Here is a 19,539-nt window from a genome sequence, read left to right on the forward strand (position 1 = left end):
GGGCAAGACGCATGATAGCTGATCACTTTAAGATATAGCTTAACAAAGCTGACACAGGGTTGCGCCAATGCTCTGTCTCACGCGGGGCAAACTCTTGGAGATTTCCTGGTCCGCTTTCGGCGCGGTTTCGGCGAGGACAGCTTTTCCGACGCAATTTTCGAATAAGATATAATCACACATTCTGCAGGGGGAGGTGAGAATGCCGTGGGACAGCCTGTTGAACGCGGGGATGGGAAAGCTGGCGCTCATTCTCGCCGCACTTTTCACCGGCGGGGCGCTCTACATCACTTTCGTGGAACAGCCGGCGCGGCTGTTGCTCGATGATGAAAATCTTTTGCGTCAATGGCGGCCAAGCTACAAACGCGGTTTCACCATGCAGGCGAGCCTCGCCTTCATCGCCGGCCTGGCCGGTCTTGCCGCAGCCTGGCAGATGGATGATTGGCGGTGGGCGATCGGCGCGCTTCTGATGCTCGCCAATTGGCCCTATACGCTTACGATCATCATGCCGGTCAACAGCCGTCTGAACGCCATCGCTCCAAAAGAGGCTGGATCGCAAACAAGAGAACTGATCAAATATTGGGGCAAATTGCACGTGATCCGTGGTCTCTTCGGTATATGCGCCATTCTCGCTTATGCCGTCCTGCTATGAGTGTTTGCGCATAGGCCTTCGTTTGCAAACCGGCGCTTTCAGTTGGTCGTCTATTCCTCCGGGATAATGGAGAAGAGCTCTTCCCTTTCGATGTATCTTCCCGCATCATCCGGTCGTCGCATCCTCAATCCGTGTGATGGCGCCCATGCCCCTGTCCGCCCACGAAAAGCTTGCCGTCGAAAGCACCACCGTGAAGACACGCGCCTGGGTGCGCCTACCTTCCGGCATGCGTCTTGATCTTCTCGATCCAACGCCCTTCGACTGGGCGGATGAGGACCTCGCCCTCGGTCTCGCCCGGACCTATCGCTGGGGCGGTCATTCGGCATGGCCGCTGCCATTGTCGGTCGCCCAACATTCCCTCGCCGTCCTGGCGTTGCGCCGTTTGAGCTATCCGAAGACCGATCAACCACGCACAGATCTGCGCGAATTGTTGCATGATGCCGATGAAGGTCTCCTGGGCTTCGATTGTATTTCCGTCATCAAGCCCTTTCTTGGGCCAGGCTATGCGGTCTTGACGGAGCGGCTGCGCAGCGCGGTGTCGCAACGCTACGGTTTGCGGGATTGGACCCCGCGCGCCATGGCCCTGCACAAAAAGGCCGACAGGATCGCCGCCGCCTCTGAGGCGGTGCATGTCGTCGGCTGGAGCCCGCGCGAGGTACGCGCTACACTCCATATCCCCTACCAACCTTTACAGGACGATCCGCTGCAAAAAATCTATGGCGGCCCAGCCTGGGAGCCCTGGGCTCCCCAGATCGCGGCGGAGCGTTTCCTCGACGAACTCAAACGCCTCTCAGCCCGGACATCGCAGACCCGCCGACGCCGCGCGCTGCCTTCAGCACCACAGGTTCCGGCTCTCGGCAACCACGCCTGATCCCGATCGTTATTACGCTTTCATCAAAAGAATCGTTCTGTTGCGACGGTTTGTGACGCTAGGCAGGTGAAGGCTTTCCACAGCGTCACCGGAAAAACGGGATTGTTTTCAACGGATTTAAATCGCAGATCTTTTCCGTTCGAAAAGAAAATACAACGGGCCGGACCAAGAAAAGGATTTGGCCGCGATTGCCGGGATGATATTCACGCGCAGGCTCATCATGTGAAAGGCTGAGAGGACCGTGTCGACGATCCATGTCTGTCCACTGTCGAAATTGCCGGAAACAGTGCGCCTGACCGGCGCACGCAGCCTCGTTACCTTTATCAACCAGGGCACTCCGGTCCACCGCCCGCGCGAAATCGCGGCGGAACAGCACCTTTTCGTCCCAATGTCCGATATTACCACGGCGGTGGAAGGCCATATTCTGCCGAATGAGAGCCATGTCACCGCATTGCTTGGTTTCGTCCAGAAATGGGATCGCTCCGCGCCGCTGCTCATCCATTGCTGGGCCGGCGTCAGCCGCTCGACCGCTGCCGCCTTCATTACCGCCTGCGCGCTCTATCCCGGGAAGGATGAGCAGGAAATCGCAGCTGTGCTGCGCCGCAATTCGCCGACCGCCACGCCCAATGCGCTGCTCATAGACATTGCCGATACGATGCTCGGCAGGGAAGGAAAAATGCGCACGGCGATCGACGCTATTGGTCGTGGTTCCGAATGTTTTGAAGGCACACCCTTCAAGCTTGATCTCTGATTGGCAGCAGCTTCCCGAACTGTTTCGGATCGATCCGAAACGCGCCACTTTTTTAAAAACTCAGGAACGTCCCGGTAGTTTGCGCATGGCCTCCGCCATCGGCGGATGCCGCCATTCAGGATGGTTGGCGCGTTCATTTGCCAAGGCACGCCGAAACCGCAAGACGGCGGCAGGGCTCGGCAGCATGGGAATATGCGCCAGTTCCCAATGCAAGCCGTTGATAGGATCGTCGAAAAACACCGCATAATAGCCAGGCGCATAAACCGGATATTCACGCGGCGGATCGGTTACGGGAACCGTATTGGCAATCAGGAAATCATCGTGGAAACGATCGACCTCCTTCCGGTTACGCGCCCAAAGCGCGATATGGTGAATACCGACCGCCTGCGCTGCATGATCCAGTTTGCCACCGCTCCTTGCCGGCTGAAAGCCGATATAGCTGTGGGGAAACGGGAAACGTGCCATGTAATAGGTCGAGTGATAACCGATATCGAGCGTCCAGAAACTCTTGTAGCCGAGCCAGCCGAACATGCGATCGTAAAAGGCGATGGATTGCTCATAGTCGAGCACTGAAAATTCCACATGGTTGATCCCGCGCCACCGCATCAAAGCCCCTCCAACTGGTTCCAGCATCCTGGTTCCGGCATCCCGCGCCTTGCCTCGGGTGATCGAGTCTCTATAAAGAATTCGATGCATCGGGAAGACCTGCTTCGCTCGGCTGCTCCCCCTACTTCCCTTGTTGCTCACAACTTGCCGTGACAACGAGGTCCGGCAAGAAACCATCACCCCGCAATCGCGGGGGCAAATCTTGATGAATGATGCGCATCGGGATTTGGAATCAGCCCCCAAACGGAGAAACCTCTCCTTGTCCGAAGCCAATGCCGATATTGCCGCCCTGCCCTTCGAGCGCGCCATGGCCGAACTCGAGAAAATCGTCGACGAACTCGAAAGGGGAGCGGTGCCGCTCGAGGAATCGATCCGCATCTACGAGCGCGGCGAAGCCTTGAAGAAACATTGCGAGGCCCTGCTCAAAAGCGCCGAGCAGCGCATCGAGAAGATCACCTTTGGCGCTGATGGCCGCCCCAGTGGAACCGAACCGCTGGATGTGGAATAGCGGCAAAGTCAATCCTCTCCCCGTGGCAAGGCGCTTGCTTTGCCTTAGATCGAGACTCATTGATCACACACTGATCGTGGCCAATGAGATCCGGCGGAAAGCCGCCGCTCCGCACTCGCGGGGGCCAAATCTCAATGACGCCCGCTCAATGAGCCTTGGTATTAATCCGCCGGAGCGAGCCCGGCAAAATTCACGTCGAGGTCAAACCCCATGGGTGATTACGCCTTCGCCGAAGCCGAGATCGTCTCGCTTCTCTCCATGTCGACACGGCCGTTCCCCGTCCGCCGCATTTTCTGTGTCGGCCAGAATTACCGCGATCACGCCAAGGAAATGGGTGCTGGAGGAGATGAGGAGCCCTTCTTCTTCATGAAGCCGCCGGCGGCGATTTTGCAGAATGGCGAGACCATGCCCTATCCGCCGGGCACCAATGATCTGCAGCATGAGGTCGAACTCGTCGTCGCGCTCAATATGGGCGGCAAGGACATTCCGCCGGAAAAGGTCAATGACATGATCTTCGGCTATGCCGTCGGCCTCGACATGACGAAGCGCGACGTGCAGCGCGAACTCAAGGCCAAGGGCCGGCCGTGGGAAATGTCCAAGGCTTTCGATTTCTCGGCGCCCTGCTCCTCGATCAGCCCGGAAATGTATACGGGCATCATCACAAAGGGCAAAATCCAGCTCAAGGTCAATGGCGAGCTGCGGCAGAACGCCGACGTCTCCGAAATGATCTGGGATGTGCCGCATATCGTGCATTATCTGTCGAAACAGGTCGAGATCATGCCGGGCGACCTGATTTTCACCGGCACCCCGGCGGGTGTCGGCCCCGTCGTCAAGGGTGACAAGATCGAGGCGACGATTTCCGGCCTCGAACCGCTGATTATCGAGATCGGCTGATCCTTTCAGCAGATACGCGGCAATTGTTCTCCGGCGGGCATGGTCACGGCACGATGCCCGCCGAACCGGTTAAGCAGAGTGACATCCCCTGCTCTGCCCGCATCAGCGACCCTGCCGATGATCGCGGCCCCCGCTCCAAGGGGATGCGCCCGTAGCGCCGCCAAAGCCACTTCGGCGGCCTCCTGCGGCACAACGGCGACAAGTTTCCCCTCATTGGCGAGATAAAGCGGATCGAGGCCGAGAATTTCGCACAGGCCGGCCACTTCCGGCCGCAACGGCAGAGCCTTTTCCTCAATCGTCACCGCGACCCTGCTCGCCTCGGCAAGTTCGGTGAGGACACCGGCAAGACCGCCGCGCGTCGCATCCCTCATCGCACGAACCTGCGGCACGGCCGCAAGCAAGGTCGCGGCGAGATCATGCAGCGGCGCACAATCGCTTTCGATGCTGACACCGAGCGCGAGATCTCCGCGCGCACACAGGATCGCCGCGCCATGATCGCCCAAAGGGCCATTGACAAGGATCACGTCACCCGGGCGCGCGGCGGCAATGCTGACATGATGCGCTTCCGCAATGACACCGATACCAGTCGTGGTGATGAATAATCGGTCGCAGGCACCACGCGGTACTACTTTCGTATCGCCGGTAACGATTGAAACCCCGGCCGCAGCGGCTTGCGAGGCCATCGACGTCACGATACGGCGCAAAGTCTCGAGTTCCAGCCCTTCCTCGATGATGAAAGCCGCCGAGAGCGCGACCGGCCGTGCCCCGCCAACAGCCAGATCATTCAGCGTCCCGCAGACAGCAAGCTTGCCGATATCGCCGCCGGCAAATTCCAGCGGCTCGACGACGAAACTATCGGTGGTGAAGGCAAGACGATCACCGTGACCGGCAAGAGCCGCGAGATCGAAACGCGCCTGATCCTCCTGCACGGGAAAACCCTGCGGATGGAAGGAGGCAAGAAACAGACGTTCGATGAGATCGCGCATCGCCGTGCCGCCGCCATGCGCCAGCGTGACGCGTCCGCCGGATCCGATACCGGCAATGGGATCATTCATCGTCACCCTGCTCTTTTCATGCCTTGATATTGATAATAGGCCGCGCAAGCCCCTTCGGAAGACACCATGAGTGCGCCGAGCGGATTTTCCGGTGTGCAAATTGTGCCGAAGGCGGCGCAATCCCACGGGCGTATGCGGCCGACAAGTACATCATTACAGCGGCAGCCTTCCGGATCCGGCGCCTGGTGCAATGTCAGATCGAAACGCTTTTCTGCGTCATAGACCTCCCACGCCGGGGCGAGGCGCACGCCGGATTCAGCGATGGTCCCAAGCCCGCGCCATTCGCATTCGGGCCGCGTCTCATACACTTCCGCCACCGCCGCCATGGCTGCTTTATTGCCGTCTTCGGGAACGACACGTCTGTATTGATTTTCGACCTGCGGCTTGCCTGTCTCAATCTGCCGCAGGACCATCAGGAGCGATTGCAGAATGTCGAGCGGTTCGAAACCGGAGACAACGAGAGGCTGGCCGAATTCCTCGGGCAGGAACTGAAACGGCCTTGTGCCGATGACCATGGCCACATGGCCCGGACCGATGAAACCATCCACTGGAAAATCCGGCTGTTCCAGCAAAGCCCGCAAGGTCGGAATGATTGTGATGTGATGGCAGAGCAGAGAGAAATTCTTGATATTGCTCCGCGCTGCCCGCAGGATTGTGAGCGCTGTCGAGGGCATGGTCGTCTCAAAACCCAGCGCGAAAAACACCACTTCTCTGTCCGGATTGGCCTTTGCAAGCGCCAGTGCGTCAAGCGGTGAATAGACAAGGCGGATATCGGCACCCGCCGCGCGCGCCTGAATGAGACTGCCCTGCGCCCCCGGCACCCGCATGGCATCGCCGAATGTCGTGAAGATCACTTCCTTATGGCGGGCAATGGCGATCGCATCATCGACACGGCCACGCGGCAGAACGCAAACAGGGCAACCCGGCCCATGCGCGAATTGGATCGTCTCCGGCATACGGGCTTCGAGCGCATAGCGAAAAATCGTATGCGTATGGCCGCCGCAGACCTCCATAATGGTGACGGGACGGTCGCGGCCGGCGGCGATCCGCGCAGCCGTTACGGCGATTTCCGCAAACAGATTTTCGGCCAAAGCGGGATCGCGAAACTCGTCGATGAAACGCAATGTGCCATTCATGCGCGCGTCTCCATACCCTGCATGGCGGAGACCTCGGCATCGAGTTCGCCGATTTCGGCCAGAAGGCGCAGAGTGTTCATCGCCTCGGCCTCGTCGATCCGGCTCATGGCAAAACCCACATGCACAAGCACCCAGGTTCCGATCAGGGCGGAGAGCGGCGCATCCGGATCGGCCACGCAGACGGCATCGACGGCACGGCGGACACCGGAAACCTCGACCTCGACCAGCCCATTGGCTTCATCGAGAACGGCTGAAACCCGGCCGGGAATTCCAAGACACATCGGGTTCTCCCATCATCCCGAAGCGCACGACAATCCCCGTTTCGGAATTCCGGCGCCTTCGCAAAATAGCCCGCATCGCCTCAAGCGATGCTCTATTGGATCGTCTCCCGCTCGGCATCGGGCGCGATGCCATAGCGATCCAGTTTGGCCCGCAACCCGACGCGAGAGAGGCCGAGTTCCTTCGCCGCACGGCTCTTGTTCCAACGGCATCGCACGATCGTTTCCAAAAGAATGCGTGCCTCGATCCGTTCGATCCGCGCCTGCAAGGGGCCCTCGGATTGGAGTGAAATCATATCCATGTCTCTTTGAGCCGCCAGCGAGCCCAAGGCGCTATTCGCATCGTCCCGCCCGCGTGCCGCCGCCACACGGTGCAGGACGCCCGGCGACAACAGATCGGCGCCGAGCCGGTCATGTTCCGTCAGCACGAGCATGCGCAGAATTTCATTCTGCAATTCGCGGATATTGCCGGGCCAGTCATAGGCCGAGAGGCAATCAAGGGCTTCCTGCGTGAACCCGTGCACATGGCGTCCGTGTTGCGCGGACAGCGTATCGAGAAGGTGATCGGCAAGGACGCCGATATCGCCGCGCCGCTGTCGCAGGGGCGGCATCCATAATGTCATGGCGGCGAGGCGGTAATAGAGATCCTCGCGGAAACGGCCTTCCTGCACCTCGGCATGCAAATCCCGATGGGTGGCGGAAAGGATCCGCACATTGACCTTTTTCGCCTCGTTGGCACCAACCGCGCGAATTTCGCCCTCCTGTAGGAAGCGCAGGAGCTTGACCTGAAAGGCCGGAGAAATATCGCCGATCTCATCGAGCAGCAAAGTGCCGCCGTCAGCTTCTTCCAGAAGGCCGCGCCGGTTGGCATGGGCGCCTGTAAAAGACCCCTTTCTGTGGCCGAACAATTCGGATTCGAGCAGCGTATCCGGTATCGCACCACAATTAACGGCGAGGAATGGTCCGAGCGACCTTTGGCTCGCATAATGAATAGCCTGCGCCAGCAATTCCTTGCCGGTACCGGTTTCACCCTGGATGAGGACCGGAATATCAAAAGTCGCAGCCTTCGCGGCCTGACGGCAGATTTCATTCAGCGGGCTGTCCTGCCGACGCACGAGCTTCTCGAAATGGGCGTGATCGCGTTCGAAGGCGCGTTCGAACAGGATCCGCTTCTCGGCAGCGGGCCGCGCCAGCCGCAATTCCAGCTTGAGCCTGTCATGTTCGCGCTGCATAGCAAACAGGCGCGTCGCATTGCGCGCCGCGAGCATGAGCTGATCGGGATGCCACGGCTTTTGAATGTAGTGATAGATGCCGGCCTCGTCGATCGCCGCAACCATTGCATGCGGTTCTGTATATTCGGTCAGGAGAAGCCGCACGATGTCCGGCCATCGCCAGCGCACCTCCGCGAGAATTGTGACTCCGCTATCATCGGGAAGCTGCTGATTGCAGAAGACCGCCTGTATCCATTGCGTGTTGAGGATTGCGAAGGCCATCTCGCCACTCGCCGCAACATGCACATCGAATTCCTCGCCGAGAATTTGCGCCATCATATCAGCGCCTGCGCGCTCGGCCTCGACGATCAGGATGGAAGGCAGATCCATCCCCAGGTCCCGTCCCGTCGTCATTCTATTCCGCCGCGCGCAGAGACGCCGCGCGGGACTCGGCCTCTCCAGCAAGTTCCTGCAACAACGAACGGCGCTCGGCACGCAGCCAATCGAGCCATTGCTCCATGCCCCCGCCCGAGCGCGTCGAGAGTTCAATGACGGCCGCCTTGGGCGCGATCCGCTCCACATTGGCACGCAGAAGCGCAAGATCGACATCGAGATGCGGCAGCAGATCCGCCTTGGTCAGCAGAACGAGATCGGCATCCTGGAAAATATCCGGATATTTGAGCGGCTTGTCCTCGCCCTCGGTCACCGAGAGCAAAGTGACGCGCCGCCGCTCGCCGAGATCGAAAGCCGCCGGGCAGACGAGATTCCCAACATTCTCGATGAAGAGCAGACCACCCATGGTAAGGGAGAGATGATCGAGCGCATGGCCAACCATATGCGCGTCGAGATGACAGCCCTTGCCGGTGTTGATCTGGATCGCCGGCACGCCGGTCGCGCGGATCCGCTCGGCATCATTGCTGGTCTCCTGATCGCCCTCGATCACGGCGGCGGGAAGCGCACCGCCAAGCCGGCGCAAGGTCTCAACGAGAAGCGTCGTCTTGCCGGCGCCTGGACCTGCAAGAAGATTGAGCGCCAGCACACCCTCACGGCGCAGACGCGTGCGGTTTGTGGAGGCGAGGCCATTGTTTTTGGACAGGATATTCTGTTCGATCTCAATCATGCGCGCCTGGCTGAGGCCCGGCGCATGCGCCCGCGCGGGACCCGCGCCATAATCGAGAACGTCACCAACCTGCCCGGATGAGGGGCCATGTGTGTGATCATGGGTATGGGCATGATCGTTTGCATGATCATGGCCGTGCGCATGGCTTTCGCCGTGATCATGGGCATGGTGATCATGCCCGGCACTGCCGTTGATCCGCGTCTCGCCCGCGCCGCATCCGCATGTCGTGCACATCAGACTACCTCCAGATCCTTGATCGCCACATCCATTCCCCCGTTCGGATGCAGCCGCGTTCCACCGCAACGCGGGCATGGATCCAGACGGTCCGCCAGAGTCACGGTCTCACCGCAATCGAAACACCAGGCTGTGCCCGGTTCGTCCACGAGATCGAGCTCCGCCCCTTCGACCAAAGTGCCACGCACAACGACATCAAAACTGAACCGCAGGGCCGCCGTCTCGACCCCGGCGAAACGGCCTATGCTCAATCTCACCCGGCGCACCTGACGAAAATCATGCAAGCGCGCATTTTCGAGGATCACATCCACCACGCTTTCGCAAAGGGAGAGTTCGTGCATGTCCCTAGCCTCGCGCGACTGTGACGGGGACAAAGGTAACAGGAACACAAGGGTTGACGCAGGTTACGACCAATTGCGCCAGCATGAAGCGATTGCAACCGGCGGGCAGGCTCACGAACATCCGTTCGAGCAGGCCCAGCGGCTGCAGATTCCAGAAAGTCGGCGAAAGGATCCTGTAGGCGGCGATCCGTCCCTTGAGGATTTCGGCCTGATGGACCAGAAGGCCACGCGCCGCCCGCGCGAGCCCAATGCCTTTGCCAATGGATGGAAGCCGATAGCCTCTGCCCGTATCATCGGAAGGACAAAGGCAATCGAGAAGATCCAGCAGCCGCGCCAGGAGCCGCACGAACAGGCTCGCCCCCTCGCTCCGCAAAAGGTCCTGCATCAGGGGGCGTGTCGCAAGATCGCCAAGGATCGTCGCCTCGCAGCGCGCGGGGGCGTTGGGATGCGATGATCGCGCGTCCGGTATCAAAGCAGCGTGAATATCATCGGCCCCGAGCGGCGGCAGTTCCGCGCGCCCGAAGCCGGGATCAATCTCCCGCCTGATATGGGCAAGCGCGCGCGCCACAACAGGCCCTTCAGGCTTTTGCGCATCCGCCAGCCAAAGGTCCAGATCGGAGCGCGTGAAAGCGCCAATATCGGCCTCTGTTCCGGTCAGGAGACGCCGCGCCGCGGCAACGTCGGGTTCCTGCCGCTCCAAACGCAGAAGCGCTGCAAGCGCGTCCCGCGCCGGTGCCATGCCGAGAATAGGTGGCAGGTCCAGCAACAGCGCGAGCGCATGATCCCGAAGAATTTCTCGCCGCATCGAAGGTGAGGGCATAGGCAGCGGCGCTTTGAGCCCGAGCGCGACGGAGGCTGCTTCCGCATGGGCGGCGCCGCACAGGCTGAACACACTGGAGACTCGGCGCACGACCTCTTCCGCTGTCAGGCCGAGGCAGAGCTGTGCCGCATCCGCCGTCTCACGCGGCACGATGCGCCAGTGTGTTCCCTCTTCCGGCGGAATGATCGTCAAAGTGCCGATCATTCCAGATCTTCCGTGGGCTTCTGCGGACGCCCGAACAAAAGGCTGCGCCGATCGGGATCCTCGGGCCGGGATTGCGCTTCCCCCTCCTGCTCTGTCACCCCTTGCGGCCGTGCTGCCTCCCGCTGTGGCGGACACAGCGAAGCATCGAACAGCACCGTCAAGACCGCCTCTGCGGTTTCGACCGCCTGCACCATTGTGGAGAATTCGGCCATGGGAGAAAATAAAGAACAGGCCTTGTAAGGCGCAAGATCGAGCCCGGTCTTGCCGCGATTGTCCTGCGCGCGGTTCACATAAGTAAATTCATAGACACCGGACGGAAAGGAAATCCGTTCCTTGCCGCCGGAAGGGAGAGCCGACCAATCCTGATCCGGCCCTGGTGCCAGAATGAGATTCATGAACCAGGGCGTGATCAGGACACCAAGCAAAAGGCCTTCATAGGGGCGAAAGCCGACCGCCTTGACGGCGAGCGCCTCGTTGAGAAACGGCAGGCCACGCATCTGTCCGGAATGAATCTCCTTGAACAAAGCTTCCATCCGCACCGGCCATGCGCGCGCGGCTTGCTCCAGCGGTTCCTCCACCTTGGAGGGATTTACGGCTGCTGCGGACGCACCTGTGCCCCCCTGTGGCGCGAGGGCGGAAACCACCATGAATTGCTCGCGCGCGCCATCGCACACCGGACAGCGCCAATGATCCGGCAGATCCCGGAAGGCGGTGCCGGGAGGAATCTGCCATGTCTCGCAGCCGACTGAGGGATCATAAACATGCCAGCAGATCTTGCATTCAAGCACGGCATCCGCCGGCAGACGCGCCGCATCGCCAAGATAGGACCCCTCGAACCGCCTTCCTGCGCCGCCCGCCATGCTCATGGATGCGCCTCGCCGGCAACGCGGGATTCTTCGTCGAGCAAATCGCAGATCTCGGCGAGACGCGACGCGGAATCTGCAAGATCCTCGGGCGCCGCGCAGGCGACTTCCGGCACATCGACGACCTCGATCATGTCGAGGATCAATGTATCCATGGAATTGAAAAAACGGACTCGCCAGACCTGCGGAGTCGCCGCCGCCTCGATGCGGCAATTGCCGTAACCGCGAGAAAGGATGCGGACGCGGCCCTCGCCGAGTGTCTGATCGATGAAGGCAAGATCTTCCAGCGTATGCGGCAAAAGGGTGAGATTGATACTATGCGGCGGTTGCCCCGGCTGCCAGGCCGTGCTGTGTTCGGCCAATTCCGTCAGGATCGCCGGCGCATTGATGAGACCCGGCGGCTGCGATGCGGCAGTCACATCTTGCAGCGCCCGCTCCGCGAAAGCCCGCGCCAGGACAGAAGTGGGAAAAGCCGCAACCTCTACCTCTTCGCGCGGCGACACGCCCGGCGTCGCGGGAAGTGTGCGCACGAACCAGAGACCAGCGAAAACCGTCTCCTGAACCTCGATCCGGCCCGCGCCATCCTCCATCAGGATCGAGACTTCCCCCTCACCCAAGGCATCATCGACGATGGCCCGCGCCGCCGCATCGAGCACGCTGAGGTCCATGGTGATCGAGTCCTTTGCCGTCCATCCCGCCGCGCCCGCCGATATTTGCCGCAGAAACTGGCTTGCCCGCCCCGCCGCGAGCGGATCCGCGACCTCCGGCAAATGCGGCGAATAGGTCATCACGCCGGACGGCATGGCCAGATATTGCAACCCGTCCTCATCGGTCTGCGGCTGCGAACCGGGGCCAAAACCGGCAGGAGGCATGGCGAAAGATGCAGGCATGATGGACCTCGTGGCGGCAGCTCAGTGGGACACGATGAGCGGGGCGAGAATGGCCTCGAAACGGGCGAGATAATCGGCCCAGTCGCGCATGCGCGCAATCGATCCGACAGGCTGGTTCCCCTGCATCACCACAAGGGCGGGAAGCGTCAGACCCTCGATTTCACCGACGAGCCGTGCCTCGAAGGCGGCGCTGGCGATGGCGGGTTCGATCACCAGCCGGTCGGCGAGGATCTTGCGGCAGATACCTACGAGATCGGGCAGAATGACGGCAATATCCGCCGTTTCCAGATGCTGGCGCTCATGGTTCGGCAAAAAGAGAAGAGTGAGACCGGACGCCAAGCCGCTTTCCACGACCGGAACGCCGCGCTCTTCCACAAGCCGGAGCAACAGAGGCGTGGTTTCCACGATGGACATCAACCCTCCTTCAGGCCGGCGGCGCGCGCGGCTTCGAGATGTGGCGGCAAACTGGGTTCGCGCCCGATGAGATCGGCGAAACCGGCAGCGACGGCATCGCTATCGCCGACACCCGGCCCATTGCCGATCGCCGCCAGAGCCTGCAGAGCCGCCCGGATCTGTTCCGCCTGCCGCGTATCGAGAAGCTGGCGCGCCAGGCCTTGAAACACCAAAATCTCGTCTCCTGCCCGCGCCTCCGGCACCAGCGCGAGATCGACCCTTTCGTCGCGCCCCTCGCACACACAATGCGCAGTTTCCCCGTCGATCGCAACGATACGCATGGGAATGCCGATACACATCAGGATGCATCCTTCAAACGGGCGAGAAGGCGTTCGTCGCCATGACGGCAGGCGGTCTCGGCATCCGGCCGACCGCTTTCATAAGCCGCCTGTGTCACCGCCTCGGCCATCAGGCCGGGCAGTTGCTGACCCAGCTCGACCGGGGCGATGTCGAGGCCGTAATCCTGCCGGAGGAGATCGAGAACGCGCAGGCCAACCTTTTCCACCAGCGCGGCGACGGCAGGCGTCAGGCCCCCGCCATAATCGTCGAGTGTCACCGGCTGGACACCGACGAGCGACAGGCGGCGCGGGGAGCAGCCGCGCAAATCAAGCAAGGCGAGAACTTCCTGAAAGCCGGTCTGGTGCAGGCTCATCTTTCTGGCACCGATGGTCGCCGGCACATCCGCGCCATGGACTTCGTGGATGGTCGCCGGTGGCAGGCCGAAATCGATCGCATCGACAATGATGAGACCCGCCAGATTTTCGAGATAGGGAAGCAGAAACAGACCTTGCGTCCCGCCGTCCATCAGCCGCACGGAAGCAGGCCAGACATAATCCCGCGCGAGACATTCGACGACCCGGACCCCAAAACCCTCATCGGCCCAGAGAATATTGCCGATGCCCAGAACCAGGATCGTCGTATCGTTTGACGCTAGATCGGTCAGCGGATCAGGAAACATGAACGAATTATGTCCGAAATAGGGCGAGGAGGCTTTCGAAAGCACGGCCTTCCGCGCGAAACCGGGCTCGCACCTGACAAGAACTTTTTCAGATAAAGGAAAACGCGCCGCCGGTCAAAAACCGGGGCGCGTTGATTTATAAATGAAACTACACAGGGTGCGGAAAAAGAATGCCTTTGAACGCGGAGACGGCCCTCAATCCCGGCTGTCGTCACGAAAGTTACGATAGCCATTGATCATGGCGGAAATCAGTGTCTGCCGTGAAGAAATGTCTTCCCGCGTAACGGTATAGACATGGATTATCACGAACAGAATGATCACCCACATTCCGATATGATGCCAGAAATGGGTGGCGAGATTGCCGCCGAGAAGAGGCATGACCCAGCCGAAGAGGCGTCCCTCCCAGCTGTCGATCCCGGTTCCGTCCGAATAAAGCGCGAAACCGGTGGCGATCATAAATAACCCTGTGAGGGTGAAGCACAGGAAGATCGTCAACTGCGCCAACGCATTATGGCCGATGAACTTACGTGCGTATTTCTTGACGAAGGCGTAAACGAGAACCTCTTCCCAAAGCTCCCGCCAGAAGGAAAGCTTCCAGACCGGCACATAGAACAATTCGCGCGAATAGATATTGCCGAAAAAGGCCCAGATCACGCGGCCGAGAAATCCAACAGCAAAGATCCAGGCAGCCGCGAAATGCAGATACCGGATCCAGCCCATCTGGAAATGGGCCGAAGCCTCACCGGCCAAAGTGGAGGGCGGTGCTCCGATCAGAAAGCCGGTGATGGCGAGGACGACGATCGCCCCCGCATTGGTCCAGTGCCACAGACGCACCGGCGCCTCATAGACATAGACCGAGGTGACCCTCCGCGCCCGCAGCGGCGCGGCTTTGAGCCCTTCCAGATTGGTGCCGACGAGATCTTCATCGCGGAGCATATGTGCCGGTTTCGATGCAGCCATCTGGGCGTCCCTCAGCGGATCGTGACGCGGGCGAGTTCCGCGCCATCGGGCGACATCACATGGGTCGCACAGGCCATGCACGGGTCGAAGGAATGCAGCGTGCGCAGAATTTCAACGGGCTGTTCCGGATTGACCATGGGCGTCCCAAGGAGGGAGGCCTCGAAGGCGCCGATATTGCCCTTGGCGTCTCGCGGGCCGCTGTTCCATGTGGAAGGAACGACGCATTGATAATTCTCGATGCGCCCGTCGCGGATCTTGATCCAGTGGCCAAGCCCGCCGCGCGGCGCGGCGACAAGACCGACGCCCTTGGCCTCCTTCGGCCAGGTCGCCGGATCCCATTTGGCCACATTGGCGGTCGCGAGATCGCCATTGCGGATATTGGCGATCAGCGCATCGTAATCGTCAACCATCATCTGCGCGCAATAATGCGCTTCGAGCGCACGGGCGAGCGTGCGGCCGATCGTAGTCGGCAGAGCCTGCCGCGCCGTCAGGCTGGTGCCGGCGAGATGGTTAAACTGGTCGAGCGCATCGTCGACCTGCGCCTTCACATAGGGAACATTCTTGGCGTAGGCGAGAATGTAGCGCGAAAGCGGACCGACCTCGCAGGCATTGCCGCGCCAGCGCGGAGACTTGACCCAGGAATATTTGGCGTTTTCGTCGATCTCTTCAATATTGGTGCGCGTGCCTTTGGTGCCCGCTCCGAGCTCGAAATGTGAATCGGTCACGCCGTCCCAGGGATGCAGGCCGATATCCTCGCGGCCGCCGCCATAGGTATACCAGCTATGGGTGACGAATTCCTGCACCTCTTCGGGATTGCGCGGATCGACGGGAAGAATTTCCTCCCATTTGCCGTCCAGGATCACGCCGCCTGGCAGACGGTCGCTGGATTTGTCGTCCTGCGACGTCGGATAATCGCCGTAATCGAGAACATTGGTTGCCGAAAGGCCGCCGCCATAAAGCCAGTTCTTGTAGAAGCTCCCGATGGCGATGACGTCCGGCACATAGACGTTTTTGGAAAACTCGAAGGCTTCGTCGATCTTCTGCTTGACGAAATTCAGACGCTCCATGTTCAGGGGCGCGCCCGCCGCCATATCGCCTTCCATATTGATGGCGCAGGGAACACCACCGACGAGATAGTTCGGATGCGGATTCTTGCCGCCGAAGATCGTGTGGATCTTCACGATTTCCTTCTGGAAATCGAGCGCCTCCAGATAATGGGTCACCGCCATCAGATCGGCTTCGGGCGGCAGGAGATAGGCCGCGCTGTCCCAATAGCCGTTCTTGAAGATACCGAGTTGCCCACTCTCGACGAATTTCTTCAGCCGGTTCTGCACGTCGCGGAAATAGCCGGGCGAGGAAAGCGGATGATTGGGGGAAATCGATTGCTGCAAGGCCGATGTCGCGCGCGGATCAGCCTTCAGGGCGTTCACCGGATTGACCCAGTCGAGCGCATGCAAATGATAGAAATGCACGACATGATCATGCCAGGCGAGCACCTTGGCCATGATCTGGCGGATCAGAAAGGCATTATAGGGAATACGGATGTCGAGTGCATCCTCGACCGCGCGGACCGAGGCGAGCGCATGACAGCCGGTGCATACGCCGCAGATCCGTTCGACGAAGGCCCAGGCATCACGCGGATCGCGCCCCTTGAGGATGACTTCCAGCCCGCGCCACATGGTGCCGGTGGAAACCGCGTTGCGGATCACATTGTCGGCATCCACATTCACTTCGCACCGCATGTGGCCTTCGATGCGAGTCAGAGGATCGACGACGATGCGCCTGCCGGAATTGTCCAGGGTAAACCCGTTCGGCGTCTGCACAGTCATTAAACGTCATCCCCTTTGTAACGCGCGCGCTTCAAGGCGCTGATGGCGGCGTGAACCGCAAGACCCGCTCCAACGACTCCGGCGGCAGTCATGCCGATCCGGTCGGCGCTGGCCTCGATACCGAAACCGCTCACATCCTTGAGCCGGGCATACCAGGAACCCTTGTCCCAGAAACCATCCTCGGAACAGCCGATACAGCCATGGCCGGACTGGATCGGGAAGGAAACACCATCGTTCCAGCGTGTCGTCGAACAGGCATTATAGGTGGTCGGCCCCTTGCAGCCGACCTTGTAGAGGCAATAACCCTTGCGCGCGCCCTCATCGTCGAAGGCCTCGACATATTGGCCGGCGTCGAAATGCGGGCGCCGGTAGCATTTGTCGTGAATGCGCTGGGAATAGAACATCTTCGGCCGGCCCTGCCGGTCGAGTTCCGGAATGCGGTCGAAAGTCAGCATGTAGGTGATGACGCCGGTCATAACTTCGGCGATCGGCGGGCAGCCCGGCACCTTGATGATGGGCTTATCCAACACAACTTTGTGAACAGGCGTCGCCGCCGTCGGATTGGGCGCCGCCGCCTGCACGCATCCATAGGAAGCGCAGGAGCCCCAGGAAATAATCGCCTTGGCGTCCTTCGCGACGCGTTTCAACTGATCGACGAAGGGGCGGCCACCGATGATGCAATACATGCCATCTTCGTTCAGCGGCGGGTTGCCTTCAACGGCGAGAATGTAATTGCCGCGGTATTTCTCCATGACCTCGTCGAGGATGGCCTCCGCCTGATGGCCCGCCGAGGCCATCAGAGTATCGTCGTAATCGAGCGAAATCATCGACAGGACGACATCCTTGACGAGCGGATGCGCGGAACGGATGAAGCTTTCCGAGCAGCAGGTGCATTCAAGCCCATGCAGCCACAAGACCGGCGTGCGCGGCTTGGTTTCCATGGCATGGGCAATCTGCGGAATGAATTCAGGTCCGAGCCCCAGAGCCGCCGCGGTCAGGGAACAATATTTGACGAAGGACCGGCGCGTAATGCCCTGCCTGCGCATCACCTCATAGAATGTTTCGAGTGCGGCCATGGATGGCGCATTCCTTTCAAAAAGGCGAATTTTGGAATTGGCCGGTGCCAATCCCCTCCGCAAATGTACCTGGAGCAGATTCGGCAGCCTCGATCCGCTCCACTAAAATCGGTGCCTTTTCAGGCAATTGCAGTCCAGAGCGATTCGTCGACAGGATGCAGCCAGGACTCCGCATGAATATCAAGCGCCGTACCACAGAAACGCTCAATGAAATTCAATGACTTATAAAACTCGATCGACACTTGCCCGGAAAGTTTGGAATCATTCTTTCCAAAAAGCGGAAAGAGACTGATCAGTAGGACGTGGCTTTTCCACGACACAGAAAATAAATTGACCGAGAAGACGAAACAGAATGTAAAACGAAATCGTCCTTTCCCGAGAGAAGGAGGCTCGATTGCTGCCTCCGGGAAAAACCGAAGGACAGTGGCGTTCAGGCAGAAATAATGCTTAGAGAAAGCTGACGGCATTGTTGCCGCCCCTTCGTCGCTCGGTCCTTTCGATCCGCATAGTAGGAGGGGAGACGATCGGTTTCCTTCAAATCCGGGCGACCGGCCCTAGCAAGGAGTGCGCTTTGAGGTTTGGGATATGATCGAGATCGTTCCCGTCGACGGGCTGATGCGCTTCCTGACTTTCTGCCGGCTTCCACGCGTTCTTTATAAAGGATTGCCCGGATTCAAGGCGGCGCTCGACGTCGAACGCTGGACCTTCTACGGCAAATATTTCAATCCCCATTTCAAGCTGGTCGATTCCCAAACCTGGCTCGCCCGTCGTGACGGGCAATGGGTTGGGCGTATCTATGCCCATGTCTACCACGAGGATTTTACGCCGAATGGCGCCTCGCGCGGACAATTCGGCTGTCTCGACGCGATCGAGGATCAGGCCGTGGTCGACGCATTGCTTGAGACGGCCGAAAACTGGCTGCGCCAACGCGGCATGGTGAAGATTCACGGGCCATTTTCCCCCTCGATCAATGCCGAATGCGGGCTCCTCATTCAGGGCTTTTCCATCGAGCCAACCTTCATGGTGCCCTGGCATCCACCCTATCTGCAGCGGCTCGTCGAGGCACGCGATTACCACAAGGCGCGCGATCTCCTATCCTATTGCTATACGACACCAGAACTCGCCGATATCGACAAGACCAGCGTCAGCGACCATCCGGACTGGCGCGACCGACTGCGCATACGCCCCCTTGACGTGAAGAACATCCGGTCCGAGATCGCGATCTTCGTCGATATTTTCAATGACGCCTGGGCCGAAAATTGGGGTTTCGTACCGCTAACGCTCGAAGAATTGATGACGAATGCGACGGCGCTGAAATATGTCATTCCGCCCGAAGGCGGCTTCGTCATTGAGCTCGACGGCAAGCCGCAGGCTTTCGGGCTGATTTTGCTCAATCTTTATGAACTCGTGGAGAATTTCGACGGCCGCCTGTTGCCGACCAATTTCCTCAAACTCATCTGGCGTATGCGTCGTCACACGTTCAAATCTGCGCGCACCGCGCTTTTCGGCATGCGCCGCGCGCTCCATCGCAAGGCGACAGGTGGTGCGGTCATGCTGGCTTTTTTGGAAGAAATCCGTAAACGCGGACAGATCACCAAGCTGCGCGAAGTTGAATGCGGCTGGGTTCTCGAGGAAAATCGCGCCATGCGCCGCATGATCGAAATGATCGGAGGCAGGGTTGGGAAAATCCACCGGATCTACGAAAAGGATTTACAGCCGCCGCAGTCATTAATCCCGTAAAGCGGGACCAATGACTGCCGGCGTCCATGTCAAATCCGAATGGGAAGAAACAATTTTTATATCAATGGTTTCATAGAATTAGATGTTGCATC

Annotated in this window: 23 protein-coding genes; 6 read left to right on the top strand and 17 right to left on the bottom strand. The window is 59.8% G+C overall.

From position 1 onward, the window contains the following. Window positions 1–199: 199 nt before the first annotated feature. The 3 genes from DL88_RS14700 (at window position 200) to DL88_RS14710 (ending at window position 2,271) form a co-directional block, all read left to right on the top strand. Window positions 200–649 carry an anthrone oxygenase family protein gene (locus DL88_RS14700; protein WP_245270856.1) on the top strand — a complete coding sequence of 150 codons (450 nt, stop codon included), beginning with the start codon at window positions 200–202 and terminating at the stop codon, window positions 647–649. 145 nt (window positions 650–794) lie between these two features. After that, on the top strand, window positions 795–1,520 hold the full coding sequence (locus DL88_RS14705) for a phosphohydrolase (RefSeq protein ID WP_051956017.1): 726 nt from the start codon (window positions 795–797) through the stop codon (window positions 1,518–1,520). 241 nt (window positions 1,521–1,761) lie between these two features. Further along, the gene (locus tag DL88_RS14710) at window positions 1,762–2,271 is read left to right on the top strand and encodes a tyrosine phosphatase family protein (RefSeq protein ID WP_034997553.1); all 510 of its coding nucleotides are present in this window, start codon (window positions 1,762–1,764) and stop codon (window positions 2,269–2,271) included. Between the two features lie 60 nt (window positions 2,272–2,331). Here the strand turns inward: DL88_RS14710 and DL88_RS14715 are convergent, their stop codons facing one another. Further along, entirely contained in the window at window positions 2,332–2,904 is a 573-nt protein-coding gene (locus DL88_RS14715; RefSeq protein ID WP_245270857.1) for a VOC family protein, read from the bottom strand. Window positions 2,905–3,136: 232 nt separating this feature from the next. Here DL88_RS14715 and DL88_RS14720 point away from each other — a divergent pair, with 232 nt between their 5' ends. Then, window positions 3,137–3,385, top strand: coding sequence for an exodeoxyribonuclease VII small subunit (locus DL88_RS14720; protein WP_034997654.1), 249 nt, complete (start codon window positions 3,137–3,139; stop codon window positions 3,383–3,385). Window positions 3,386–3,595: 210 nt separating this feature from the next. Next, complete coding sequence (locus DL88_RS14725; protein ID WP_034997559.1) at window positions 3,596–4,279, top strand: fumarylacetoacetate hydrolase family protein; 684 nt, start codon at window positions 3,596–3,598, stop codon at window positions 4,277–4,279. Window positions 4,280–4,284: 5 nt separating this feature from the next. Here DL88_RS14725 and hypE read toward each other — a convergent pair whose 3' ends face one another. From hypE to DL88_RS14805, 16 genes are all read right to left on the bottom strand, one after another. After that, the gene (hypE, locus tag DL88_RS14730) at window positions 4,285–5,334 is read right to left on the bottom strand and encodes a hydrogenase expression/formation protein HypE (protein ID WP_051956011.1); all 1,050 of its coding nucleotides are present in this window, start codon (window positions 5,332–5,334) and stop codon (window positions 4,285–4,287) included. A 2-nt stretch (window positions 5,335–5,336) separates the two neighbouring features. Next, complete coding sequence (gene hypD, locus DL88_RS14735) at window positions 5,337–6,458, bottom strand: hydrogenase formation protein HypD (protein WP_034997660.1); 1,122 nt, start codon at window positions 6,456–6,458, stop codon at window positions 5,337–5,339. Between the two features lie 8 nt (window positions 6,459–6,466). Next, window positions 6,467–6,751, bottom strand: coding sequence for a HypC/HybG/HupF family hydrogenase formation chaperone (locus tag DL88_RS14740; protein ID WP_034997561.1), 285 nt, complete (start codon window positions 6,749–6,751; stop codon window positions 6,467–6,469). A gap of 92 nt (window positions 6,752–6,843) precedes the next feature. Next, window positions 6,844–8,349, bottom strand: a complete 1,506-nt coding sequence (locus DL88_RS14745; protein ID WP_051956019.1) for a sigma-54-dependent transcriptional regulator — start codon at window positions 8,347–8,349, stop codon at window positions 6,844–6,846. A gap of 25 nt (window positions 8,350–8,374) precedes the next feature. Next, complete coding sequence (gene hypB / locus DL88_RS14750; protein ID WP_034997565.1) at window positions 8,375–9,313, bottom strand: hydrogenase nickel incorporation protein HypB; 939 nt, start codon at window positions 9,311–9,313, stop codon at window positions 8,375–8,377. Continuing rightward, on the bottom strand, window positions 9,313–9,654 hold the full coding sequence (gene hypA / locus DL88_RS14755; protein ID WP_034997568.1) for a hydrogenase maturation nickel metallochaperone HypA: 342 nt from the start codon (window positions 9,652–9,654) through the stop codon (window positions 9,313–9,315). Before hypA ends, hypB begins: the two co-directional genes overlap by 1 nt. Window positions 9,655–9,658: 4 nt before the next feature. Beyond that, window positions 9,659–10,678, bottom strand: coding sequence for a nickel-dependent hydrogenase large subunit (locus DL88_RS14760; RefSeq protein ID WP_034997571.1), 1,020 nt, complete (start codon window positions 10,676–10,678; stop codon window positions 9,659–9,661). Continuing rightward, the gene (gene hybE / locus DL88_RS14765) at window positions 10,675–11,544 is read right to left on the bottom strand and encodes a [NiFe]-hydrogenase assembly chaperone HybE (protein WP_156971127.1); all 870 of its coding nucleotides are present in this window, start codon (window positions 11,542–11,544) and stop codon (window positions 10,675–10,677) included. The genes DL88_RS14760 and hybE overlap by 4 nt, the downstream gene beginning before the upstream one ends. Further along, the gene (locus DL88_RS14770; RefSeq protein WP_034997574.1) at window positions 11,541–12,431 is read right to left on the bottom strand and encodes a hydrogenase expression/formation protein; all 891 of its coding nucleotides are present in this window, start codon (window positions 12,429–12,431) and stop codon (window positions 11,541–11,543) included. Before DL88_RS14770 ends, hybE begins: the two co-directional genes overlap by 4 nt. Window positions 12,432–12,452: 21 nt before the next feature. Beyond that, window positions 12,453–12,845, bottom strand: a complete 393-nt coding sequence (locus DL88_RS14775; protein ID WP_034997579.1) for a thioredoxin domain-containing protein — start codon at window positions 12,843–12,845, stop codon at window positions 12,453–12,455. Next, window positions 12,845–13,183 carry a HypC/HybG/HupF family hydrogenase formation chaperone gene (locus tag DL88_RS14780; RefSeq protein WP_034997582.1) on the bottom strand — a complete coding sequence of 113 codons (339 nt, stop codon included), beginning with the start codon at window positions 13,181–13,183 and terminating at the stop codon, window positions 12,845–12,847. Before DL88_RS14780 ends, DL88_RS14775 begins: the two co-directional genes overlap by 1 nt. Further along, window positions 13,183–13,887 (bottom strand): HyaD/HybD family hydrogenase maturation endopeptidase, encoded by a 705-nt coding sequence (locus DL88_RS14785; protein WP_305953023.1) that lies wholly within the window; start codon window positions 13,885–13,887, stop codon window positions 13,183–13,185. Before DL88_RS14785 ends, DL88_RS14780 begins: the two co-directional genes overlap by 1 nt. Before the next feature lie 150 nt (window positions 13,888–14,037). Then, entirely contained in the window at window positions 14,038–14,802 is a 765-nt protein-coding gene (gene cybH, locus DL88_RS14790) for a Ni/Fe-hydrogenase, b-type cytochrome subunit (protein WP_084705209.1), read from the bottom strand. Between the two features lie 11 nt (window positions 14,803–14,813). Then, window positions 14,814–16,631: a nickel-dependent hydrogenase large subunit gene (locus DL88_RS14795; RefSeq protein WP_034997584.1), complete on the bottom strand. Its 1,818-nt coding sequence runs from the start codon at window positions 16,629–16,631 to the stop codon at window positions 14,814–14,816. Further along, a complete protein-coding gene (locus DL88_RS14800; protein WP_034997586.1) occupies window positions 16,631–17,707 on the bottom strand; it encodes a hydrogenase small subunit in 1,077 nt (358 codons plus the stop codon). Before DL88_RS14800 ends, DL88_RS14795 begins: the two co-directional genes overlap by 1 nt. 119 nt (window positions 17,708–17,826) lie before the next feature. Beyond that, window positions 17,827–18,174 carry a hypothetical protein gene (locus DL88_RS14805; RefSeq protein ID WP_034997589.1) on the bottom strand — a complete coding sequence of 116 codons (348 nt, stop codon included), beginning with the start codon at window positions 18,172–18,174 and terminating at the stop codon, window positions 17,827–17,829. A gap of 118 nt (window positions 18,175–18,292) precedes the next feature. Between DL88_RS14805 and DL88_RS14810 the strand changes: the two genes are divergently transcribed. Continuing rightward, window positions 18,293–19,447, top strand: coding sequence for a hypothetical protein (locus DL88_RS14810; RefSeq protein ID WP_034997592.1), 1,155 nt, complete (start codon window positions 18,293–18,295; stop codon window positions 19,445–19,447). Window positions 19,448–19,539 lie beyond the last annotated feature (92 nt).

Source organism: Beijerinckia mobilis (assembly GCF_000745425.1).
GTDB classification, from domain to species: Bacteria; Pseudomonadota; Alphaproteobacteria; order Rhizobiales; family Beijerinckiaceae; genus Beijerinckia; species Beijerinckia mobilis.